General features: G+C 64.6%; 10 protein-coding genes and 1 pseudogene. 4 read left to right on the top strand and 7 right to left on the bottom strand.

Going from position 1 to position 9630, the window contains the following annotated elements; genetic code table 11:
- Positions 1-194, bottom strand: a pseudogene (locus AC1D0P_RS16425) (MFS transporter); the annotation flags it as partial.
- Between the two features lie 78 nt (positions 195-272).
- On the opposite strand from AC1D0P_RS16425, the gene AC1D0P_RS16430 reads away from it, so the two are divergent.
- The 3 genes from AC1D0P_RS16430 to groL all read left to right on the top strand — a co-directional run bounded on the left by AC1D0P_RS16430 (position 273) and on the right by groL (position 3516).
- Complete coding sequence (locus AC1D0P_RS16430; RefSeq protein WP_477677723.1) at positions 273-1274, top strand: AraC family transcriptional regulator; 1002 nt, start codon at positions 273-275, stop codon at positions 1272-1274.
- Between the two features lie 249 nt (positions 1275-1523).
- A complete protein-coding gene (locus tag AC1D0P_RS16435) occupies positions 1524-1814 on the top strand; it encodes a co-chaperone GroES (RefSeq protein ID WP_007872916.1) in 291 nt (96 codons plus the stop codon).
- Between the two features lie 49 nt (positions 1815-1863).
- A complete protein-coding gene (gene groL, locus AC1D0P_RS16440; RefSeq protein ID WP_477677724.1) occupies positions 1864-3516 on the top strand; it encodes a chaperonin GroEL in 1653 nt (550 codons plus the stop codon).
- A 54-nt stretch (positions 3517-3570) separates the two neighbouring features.
- Here groL and AC1D0P_RS16445 read toward each other — a convergent pair whose 3' ends face one another.
- Positions 3571-3918, bottom strand: a complete 348-nt coding sequence (locus AC1D0P_RS16445) for a DUF805 domain-containing protein (protein ID WP_477652401.1) — start codon at positions 3916-3918, stop codon at positions 3571-3573.
- Between the two features lie 313 nt (positions 3919-4231).
- Between AC1D0P_RS16445 and AC1D0P_RS16450 the strand changes: the two genes are divergently transcribed.
- Positions 4232-4903 carry an OmpW/AlkL family protein gene (locus AC1D0P_RS16450; protein ID WP_477677725.1) on the top strand — a complete coding sequence of 224 codons (672 nt, stop codon included), beginning with the start codon at positions 4232-4234 and terminating at the stop codon, positions 4901-4903.
- A gap of 38 nt (positions 4904-4941) precedes the next feature.
- Here AC1D0P_RS16450 and AC1D0P_RS16455 read toward each other — a convergent pair whose 3' ends face one another.
- The 5 genes from AC1D0P_RS16455 to dalD form a co-directional block, all read right to left on the bottom strand.
- Positions 4942-5889 (bottom strand): AraC family transcriptional regulator, encoded by a 948-nt coding sequence (locus AC1D0P_RS16455; RefSeq protein ID WP_477677726.1) that lies wholly within the window; start codon positions 5887-5889, stop codon positions 4942-4944.
- 11 nt (positions 5890-5900) lie between these two features.
- Positions 5901-6869: a carbohydrate kinase family protein gene (locus tag AC1D0P_RS16460; protein WP_477677727.1), complete on the bottom strand. Its 969-nt coding sequence runs from the start codon at positions 6867-6869 to the stop codon at positions 5901-5903.
- Between the two features lie 13 nt (positions 6870-6882).
- Entirely contained in the window at positions 6883-7554 is a 672-nt protein-coding gene (locus tag AC1D0P_RS16465) for a transaldolase family protein (RefSeq protein WP_477677728.1), read from the bottom strand.
- A 20-nt stretch (positions 7555-7574) separates the two neighbouring features.
- A complete protein-coding gene (locus AC1D0P_RS16470) occupies positions 7575-8363 on the bottom strand; it encodes an L-iditol 2-dehydrogenase (RefSeq protein ID WP_477677729.1) in 789 nt (262 codons plus the stop codon).
- On the bottom strand, positions 8360-9630 hold a 1271-nt coding region (gene dalD, locus AC1D0P_RS16475), incomplete at its 5' end, for a D-arabinitol 4-dehydrogenase (RefSeq protein WP_477677730.1). The genes dalD and AC1D0P_RS16470, both read right to left, overlap by 4 nt.

Here is a 9630-nt window from a genome sequence, read left to right on the forward strand (position 1 = left end):
GTGACATGGAGATCGGCCGCCATGGCGGTCAGCAGGCTGGCCGGCAGGAATTCCGCCGTGACCAGGCCGAACACGCCGAGGGAAAGTGAGGCGACCGCCGGCCAGAGAGCGGCGGCCTCGCCGGATGAATTGTTGGCAGGGCCTGCGCCGGCAGCCAGCGGATCCAGGCAGGCAGAAGAGGAATTGGATGGCATGAGATATGAAGCCTTGTTGAGGACAGGGTGACCAGCTTAGGCCTAGCATCGACACATTTCCATGGCGAAAGAGCCGAAATGCTTGACGATTCCTCCAGAACTTTCACGCCCGTCGTTCAGCCCCCTCATGAAGGCGCAGGCCCGCCCGCCGCGGGGCCCGATCCCCTCACCCAGGTCCTGCTGGGCCTGCGCCTGGATGGTGTCGAGTACGGCCGCTGCCTGATGCACGCGCCGTGGGCGATTTCCTTTGGAGCGCAAGCCACCGCGCGTTTTCATTTCGTCGGCAGCGGAGATTGCTGGCTATACACAGAGCCGTCCGGGTGGATGGAACTGAAGGCCGGTGACGCGGTGCTGCTGCCGCGCGGCACGGCCCACACCTTGGCCAGTTCACCCGAGGTTCCGCCGGTGGCCCTCGCGACCTTCGATCGTGAGCGGGTCGCGGACGATATCTATCTGTTGCGGGACGGAGCGCCCGCGGCGCAAGCACCGTCCCATGTCATGTTCTGCGGCACCATGAAGTTCAACCTCGACTCCCAGCACCCCTTGCTGGCCATGATGCCGGGGGTGATCCGCGCCGGCGACCTGGCGCAGCGCGACCCGGGCGTGCCCATGCTGCTCGAGGCGATGGAGCGAGAAGCCTCGCTCAACCGCATGGGTGCCTGCGGCATCCTGGCCCGCATGGCCGATGTGCTCGCCGCGACCATCATCCGCGCCTGGGTCGAATGCGCCTGCAGCAACTCGACTGGCTGGATCGCGGCGCTGCGCTCGCCCGGCGTGGGCAAGGTGCTGGCCGCCATCCATGCGACGCCGGAGCAGGATTGGAGCGTGCCGGAACTGGCGAACATCATGGGCGCATCGCGGTCACGTTTTGCCCAGGCTTTCAAGGAGTCGGTGGGCGAGAGCCCTGCCCGGTACGTGGCCCGCATCCGCATGTTCCAGGCCCGCAACTGGATCGCGCAGGACGGAATGCGTGTCACCACGGCCGCCGACCGGCTGGGTTACGACTCCGAGGCCTCCTTCAGCCGGGCGTTCAAGCGCGTCATCGGCCACGCGCCCAGCAAGGCGCGCAGTGCCGTGTGACCGCGGTCGCCAAACGGGCCGGTTTTGACGGAATCTGGCCCAACGGCGCTCCGCAACACCCGCCGCCACCCCAAAAAGCAGGTTTTCCGGCCCTTGCCTTGAAATGGACCCCAATTGCCCCTATGATTAGCACTCGATGGTATTGAGTGCTAACAAAGCCCGATCAATCCCACCAAAGTTAACAAGCACCCACTTCCAGCCGGGTGCTTTTTGATTCCCAAAACCAGTGTTCTCAAACAAGGAGCTCTCATGAAACTTCGTCCTTTGCACGACCGCGTGATCGTCAAACGCGTGGAAAACGAAACCAAAACCGCTTCCGGCATCGTCATTCCTGACAGCGCCGCTGAAAAGCCTGATCAAGGCGAAGTGCTGGCCGTTGGCCCAGGCAAGAAAAACGACAAGGGCGAACTGAGCCCCGTGGGCGTGAAAGTCGGCGACCGCGTGCTGTTCGGCAAATACAGCGGCCAGACCGTCAAGGTCGACGGCGACGAACTGCTCGTCATGAAAGAAGAAGATTTGTTTGCAGTGGTCGAGAAGTAATTTCTCACCCACCCCAAATCCTTAATTAACTGAATCTGGAGAATTAATCATGGCAGCAAAAGACGTCATTTTCGGCGGCGAAGCCCGCGCACGCATGGTCGAGGGTGTGAACATCCTGGCCAACGCCGTCAAGGTAACCCTGGGCCCCAAAGGCCGTAACGTGGTTCTGGAGCGCTCGTTCGGCGCCCCCACGGTGACCAAGGACGGTGTGTCCGTCGCCAAGGAAATCGAACTGAAGGACAAGCTGCAGAACATGGGCGCGCAGATGGTCAAGGAAGTCGCTTCCAAGACCTCCGACAACGCCGGCGACGGCACCACCACCGCCACCGTTCTGGCACAAGCCATCGTCCGCGAAGGCATGAAGTACGTTGCCGCCGGCATGAACCCGATGGACCTGAAGCGCGGTATCGACAAGGCCGTGCTGGCCCTGACCGAAGAGCTCAAGAAGGCTTCCAAGCCCACCACCACGTCGAAAGAAATCGCCCAGGTCGGCTCGATCTCGGCCAACTCCGACGAATCCATCGGCAAGATCATTGCCGACGCGATGGACAAGGTYGGYAAMGAAGGCGTSATCACCGTCGAAGAMGSCAAGTCCCTGCAAAACGAACTCGACGTCGTCGAAGGCATGCAGTTCGACCGCGGCTACCTCTCCCCTTACTTCATCAACAACCCTGAAAAGCAGTCCGCACTGCTGGACAACCCCTTTGTTCTGCTCTACGACAAGAAGATCAGCAACATCCGTGACCTGCTGCCTACCCTGGAACAAGTCGCCAAGGCCGGCCGTCCGCTGCTGATCATTGCCGAAGAAGTCGAAGGCGAAGCCCTGGCAACTTTGGTGGTGAACACCCTGCGCGGCATCCTGAAGGTTGTGGCTGTGAAGGCCCCCGGCTTCGGCGACCGCCGCAAAGCCATGCTGGAAGACATCGCCTGCCTGACCGGCGGCAAGGTCATCGCTGAAGAAGTCGGCATGTCGCTCGAAAAAGTGACGCTGGCAGACCTCGGCCAGGCCAAGCGCATCGAAGTGGGCAAAGAAAACACCATCATCATCGACGGTTCCGGCGCCGCTGCCGACATCGAAGCACGCGTCAAGCAAGTCCGTGTCCAGATCGAAGAAGCGACCAGCGACTACGACCGTGAAAAACTGCAAGAGCGCGTGGCCAAGCTGGCCGGCGGTGTTGCCGTGATCAAGGTCGGCGCTGCCACCGAAGTCGAAATGAAGGAAAAGAAGGCCCGCGTTGAAGACGCACTGCACGCTACCCGCGCTGCCGTGGAAGAAGGCATCGTGGCCGGCGGCGGCGTGGCGCTGCTGCGCGCCAAGCAGGCTGCAGGCAAGATCGCCGGCGACAATCCTGACCAGGACGCCGGTATCAAGCTGGTGCTGCGCGCCATCGAAGCCCCCCTGCGCGAAATCGTTTACAACGCAGGCGGCGAAGCCTCTGTGGTCGTGAACGCCGTGCTGGCCGGCAAGGGCAACTACGGTTTCAACGCCGCCAACGACACCTACGGCGACATGATCGAAATGGGTATCCTGGATCCCACGAAGGTCACCCGCACCGCACTGCAGAACGCAGCCTCCGTCGCATCCCTGATGCTGACGACCGAAGCCATGATTGCCGAGGCTCCGAAGGAAGAGTCCGGCGCCGGCGGCGGCATGCCAGGCGGCATGGGTGGTATGGGCGGCATGGGCGACATGGGCATGTAATGCCTGCCTGAGCTTCTCGCTCCATCAAAAAGGGCCGCTTTCGCGGCCCTTTTTTTATTGCTCGGCGGGTGCCGCGGGTGCGGCGCCTTCGTCATACTGGTTGGGGCCTTCCGAGGGCTGCACGCACCAGTACAGCAGCAGCAGGTTGACCAGCGGGATCAGGCCGATCAGCATCAGCCAGCCGGTCTTGCCGATGTCATGCAGGCGCCGCACGCCCACCGCGATTGCCGGCAACAGCATCGCCAGCGCGGCGATGCCGTACAGGATGTTGCTGATCATGCCGGTGACGATCAGGACGATGATCTGGAACAGGAAGAACCACCAGAACTCCGGCCGCGATGCCCGGCCGGTAAAAGTGACGTATTTGGAAAAACAGGTGGAGATGGCTTGGCCGAAATTCATGACAGTGATCCTCCTCACAAGGTGTAAACAGGGTGAATTCCCTGCCGCATGATAATGCGGCCCGTCCCGCAGGGCTACCGCGGCCGGCCGGGACCGGGGCAGCGGCCGATTTTGGGGCGCGCAAGCCGCTTTGTCCGCATCCGTACAAACCTTGTACGAAGAACGTTTTCAATTGGCCAGGGCGTTGCGTCTGCGCTTCACCCACGCCCCTTAAAACCACGCGGAAGGCAGCGCTTACCGGCGCTTGCCGCTACCATGAGACGCATCGATCCACTGGATGAACCCTCCAAAACGCCACAACGGTCACCAGCCCATGACTCTTTCCAGACCCCACCTGATTGCCGCGGCCCTCATGGCTGCTGCCTTCGCCCTCCCCGTTTTCGCGCAGCAGGCCGGCACCTGGTCCCTCTCGGCCGGCGTCACGCGCATCAAACCTTCGGTGGACAGCGACAGCCTCACGGGCAACATACCGAATGTGCGCGTCGGCGTCAGCAACGACACCCGGCTGACAGGCGCGGTGAATTACATGAWCACCGACCACCTGAACCTGCACCTGCCGCTGGGCCTGGGATTCCGGCATGACGTCACCGGCGACGGCGTGCTCGCGGGTTTCGGCAAGGTGGCAGAAACCAAGGCCTTGCCGATCACGTTGATAGGCCAGTACCGCTTCTTCGAGGCCAACGCCAGCTTCCGGCCCTACCTGGGCGCCGGCCTGTCCTACGTGCGGTTTTACAAGGAAAAAGGCAGCGCCCTGCTGACCGCGCTGACCAACCCCGGCGGCCCGCCCACCGGGGTGTCCTTCAAATCCAAGCTGGCCCCATCCTTTCAGATAGGGGGGGTCTACAAGCTCACCGAGAAATGGTTTGTGGAAGGCAGCTACACCAAGACCCTGCTCAAGACGCGCGGTACGCTGAGCACCGGCCAGACGATTGACGTGAGGCTGGACCCCAACTGCTTCACGGTGCAGCTGGGCTACCAGTTTTGATTCCACGCCTGCCGGAGAAGCGGGGATAACCGGGAAAATCAGGCTGGCCGGCCGAATCGGCCATCGGCCTGGCGCCTGAACTCGGTGGGCGTCATGCCCTTGATCTCCAGGAAACGCCGGTTGAAGTTCGCCACATTGTTGAACCCGACCTGGTAACAGATGTCGGTGACCTTGTGGTCGGTCTGCATCAGCATGTGGCAGGCGCTGTTGATGCGCACGCGGTTGACGAAGTCGGTAAAGCTGTTGCCGGTGGAACGCTGGAAGAAGCGGCTGAAACGGCTTTCACTCATGCCGAGTTCGGCCGCCACGGCCGACATCGAGATCGGCTCCGCCAGGTTGGCGGTCATGCGGTTGACGATGCCGTTGATCTGGTCGACCTGCGCATCGCCATCGGCGCCCTGCGCCCCTTGCATCTGTACGCTCGACAGCAGCCGGTAGTCCGTCCATTGCGCCAGGTCGGCCATGAACTCAAAGAATCGGCCGAGGCGGCGCACCCCGCGCGCGGCCTTGATGTTGTCCCAGTGCATTTGCGCCTGTTGCGACAGGCCAAAAAATTCGATGCCGTGGCGCGCCCGTTCGAGCAATTGCATCACCTCGCGCAGCTCGGGAATCCCGGCCGCCGCGCGTTCGATGGGTTCGTGGTGGAACTGGATTACCCGGTCGCGTCCCGCGGCACCGCCTTCGGGCACGTCGAGCGAAATCCAGTTGTGCGGCAGCCGCGGGCCGCACAGCACCAGATGGCCGGGCTGGAACGGCCCTATCCAGTCGCCGACAAAGGCCTTGCCCGAGGTCTCGGTGATCAGGTGCAGTTCATACTCTTCATGAAAATGCCAGCGCACCAGCGGGCTCGGAAAGCCGTGTGCAAGGCAGCGCACCAGGCCGGTTTCAGGGGCCTCGTAGCCCAGCAAGGGAGAGCGCGCGATGTCGCGCTCCAGCTCGGGTTGGCGCTGGCGGGGTATAGCGCGTCTGGATGTGGACGTGGTCATGGCAGCCTGTATCAGGACCGGGGAGCAAGGGCCTCATTGTCCTCCCGCGGGAGCGCGGCGCGAACGGCTTCCAGCGTGGGTGGATCGGCGCCTTCGCGGGTGCAGTTCAGTGCGGCCGCCATGGCGGCGAAGCGCATCACTTCGCGCCATGCACCGTCGCCCMGCTCACCGAGCTGGGCCGGGTGTTCGACGCCATGCGCAAGCAGCGAAACCGAGAGCCCGGCCGTAAAGGTGTCGCCCGCGCCTATGGTGTCGATCACCTTGACGCTCGGCGCCGCCACGGCAAGCGCTTCGTGCCCGGTGCGCCAGAGCGTGGCGCCGCCGGCGCCGCGCGTGACGATCACCGCGCGCGCGCCAGCTTGCAGGCAATCCGCCGCCAGTGCGTCGGCAGCCCTGCCGGGCGCCAGCAGTTCGGCATCTTCGTCGCTGAGCTTGACCAGGTCGGCCATCGCAAACCAGCCCATGGCACGCGCACGGTAGGCCACCATGTCGGGAATCAGGCTGGGCCGCACGTTGGGATCCAACACGATCACACGGCGCCCGGCGTTGGCGGCCATCAGATCGGTGATGCGCGTGGCGGCAGGCTCCTGCAGGAGTGCGATCGAACCGAAGTGGAGAAAGCGGCAGTCGGCCGGCAACTGCGGCAGCGGCTCAGGCGCCCAGGTCGCGTCGGCGCTGCCGCGCGTATAGAAGGCATAGCGGTTGGTCTGCGGTGTGCGCTCGACGAAGGCCAGGGTTGACGGCGCATGGCTGCGCAGGATGAAGCGGGTGTCCACACCGTTGCGTTCGAGAAACCCCATCAATCGTTCGCCGAACAGGTCGGTCGACAGCTGCGTGAGGAAACCGGTGGGCTGCCCGAGGCGGGCACAGGCGACGGCCGTGTTGAGCGGCGAGCCGCCCTCATGGCCCAGGAAGGCCAGCGTGCCGGCCTCGCCGGCGGTGAAATCGATAAGGGCCTCGCCCGTGATTGCAATGCGCATGGTGGATTCTCGGTCAAGGCAAGGCGCCGGCGTCGGCCAGGAATCCGCGCTCGGCAGCCAGCGTGGCGGGATGATCGAGCAATTCCGCGAAGAGGCGCGGCGGAATCGTGATGGCCCCCACACCCAGCCCCAGCAAGGAAAGGTAGGCCTCGCGGGAGCGGACGCTCGCCACCAGCAGGCGGGTGCCGGACGAAGCCCGCCGCGCCACCAACGCCTGCATCTGCGCGATCAGCGCCAAGCCGCCGGCACCGGCGTCCTCGAGCCGTCCCAGGTAGGGTGCCGCATACGCCGCGCCCAGCTGTGCGGCAAAGTGCGCCTGCTCGGGCGCATAGACAGCCGTCCACGTGACAGGAACACCTTGCGCGATAAGCCGCGCGCCGGCATCAAGGCCCTGGCGGGTGGCGGGAATCTTCACGACCAATTGGCCCCGGTCGAAGTGCGACAGCAATTCTTGCGCGTCTTCGAGCATGCCGTCGACCTCGCTCGAATACACCTGCGCCTGCACCTGCCGCGCGCCCAGGTCGATGCAACGCGCCAGCAAGCCGGGCWCGGCCGAACGGCCTATGCCCGCACGCCGCAGCAGTGTGGGATTGGTTGTCACGCCGTGGACCACCGGGTGCGGGAGGCAGGCCTGCAGTTCGGCCAGGTCGGCGCTGTCGAGATACAGATGGAAGTCGTCATTCATCGCGTTCAAGCCCGGGAAAATCAGCTCATGACGTTACCACCATCGACATTCAGGGTCTGCGCCGTGATGTAGCGTGCCTCATCGCTGGCAAGGAATACCGCCGCGCCCGCGATGTCGGCCGGAACACCCATGCGGCCAAGCGGAACTTCGAGGCCCACGCGCCGCTTCTTTTCTCCCGGCGGCAGGCCTTCCGCCCTGGCAAACAGGCTGTCGACATGGTCCCACATCGGCGTGTCGACCACACCGGGGGCAATGCCGTTGACGCGAATGCCATGGGGCGCCATGGCCAGTGCGGCGCTCTGGGTGTAGCTGATGACCGCGGCCTTGGTCGCGCAATAGTGCGACACCAGCGCTTCGCCGCGCCGGCCGGCTTGTGAGGCCATGTTGATGACCGACGCACCCTGCGCGCCGGCTTCGACCATGTGGCGAAGCACGGCCTGCATGACAAAGAACATGCCTTTCACGTTGACGGCAAACAGCCTGTCGAAAGAATCCTCGTCGCTGTCGAGCAGGGGCGCGAGGTCGAACACGGCCGCGTTGTTGAAAAGCGTATGGATGGGACCCAAAGCGGCCCGTGCCTCCGCGAGCAGGCGCGCAATCGCCTGGGCGTCCGTGACATCCGCAGCGATGTAGGCCAGCCGGCCGGGATGACGCTGCTGTAGCGCGCCCACCGCCTCGGGCGCCGTTACCGCACGGTCGACCACGCTGCAACGCGCACCTTCGGCAACGCAGGCCTCGGCGACCGCCAGGCCTATGCCGCCACCGGCGCCGGTCAACAGCACGTGGCGGTTTTTCAAGCGTTCGCTCATCTCGCGGCTCCCGAATTGACAAAATTTTCCACGCGCCCGCTCGCGCTACGCACGGCCTCGATGAGCCGTGCATCACCCGCGGCGGCCCCCCACAGCGCCGCGTCCGAGCACAGCGCGAGTACCGGATCGGCAGCGCCGCAGATCGCGTGCGCCACGGCCTCGTCCATGCCCTGGTCCTGGTAGGCATAAGGCAGTTCCCCGCGATGCCAGCGCTGCAGGAAGGCGAGAAACAGCGCAGGCAGCATCGCGACGCTGTCGACCGGCTTCCCCATGGCAAGCCGCTCGCGCACCGTGGGTGCGATGAAGCCCGGGATCTTCGAAAATCCATCGGCCGCCACGCGCTGGTTGGTGTCGCGGATCGAAGGGTTGCCGAAGCGGTCGATGACCACGTCCCGGTAGGCCGCAAGGTCGATCGGGCCCGGGACTTCAGGCGAACTCAGGCAGGGGATCACGTCGTCGGTCACGTAGTCCCAGGCCATTTTCCGGATCGCCGCATGCTGCGTGCCTTCATGAATGAACTCCAGCCCCAGCAGCGTGCCGGCCCAGGCAATGCAGCTGTGCGTGGCATTGAGGATGCGGATCTTGGCCTCTTCATAGGGTTGCACCGATTCGACCAGCTCAACGCCCACACGGCCCCAGTCGGGGCGCCCGGCCGCGAACCGGTCTTCGATCACCCACTGGATGAAGCTCTCGCCCGTCACCGCCGCCGCATCGTCGCGTCCCGTGGCGGCCTTCACGCGAGCGCGCAGCTCAGGCGGCGGGCGCGGCGTGATGCGGTCGACCATGGCGTTCGGGCAAAGGGTGTTGGCGCCGACCCACGAGAGCAGGTCGCTATCGCCCGCAAGTTCGATGAACTCGCGCAGCCCGTCACGGAAGCGCTCGCCGTTATGGCGCAGGTTGTCGCAGTTGAGCAGGGTTACCGGGCCGGCCTGCCTTGCCTTGCGCGCGCGCAGGATCGCGCAGACGGCGCCGTAGATGGTCACGCCCTCGCCCCCCTCTTCCGCGGCCTCGCCGCGGCGTGCGCGTTCAAGGTCCGCTGCGAGATCGCTGAAAGACAGGTCCAGCTTGCCATGGGTGTCGAGGTAATAACCTGCTTCGGTCACAGTGAATGAAACGATGCGCGTGGACGGCGCCGCACCGCGCAAGATCACCGCGGCCAGCGAGTGTTCCCAGGGAAGCACTTCGCGGATGGCTTCGATCTGTTCGTAGCGGTACTCGCCGGCCGGCGATACGGTTTCCAGCGTGTAGCGCCCGCCCTGTGCCTGCA

This window comes from Polaromonas sp. P1_G2, from assembly GCF_056405515.1.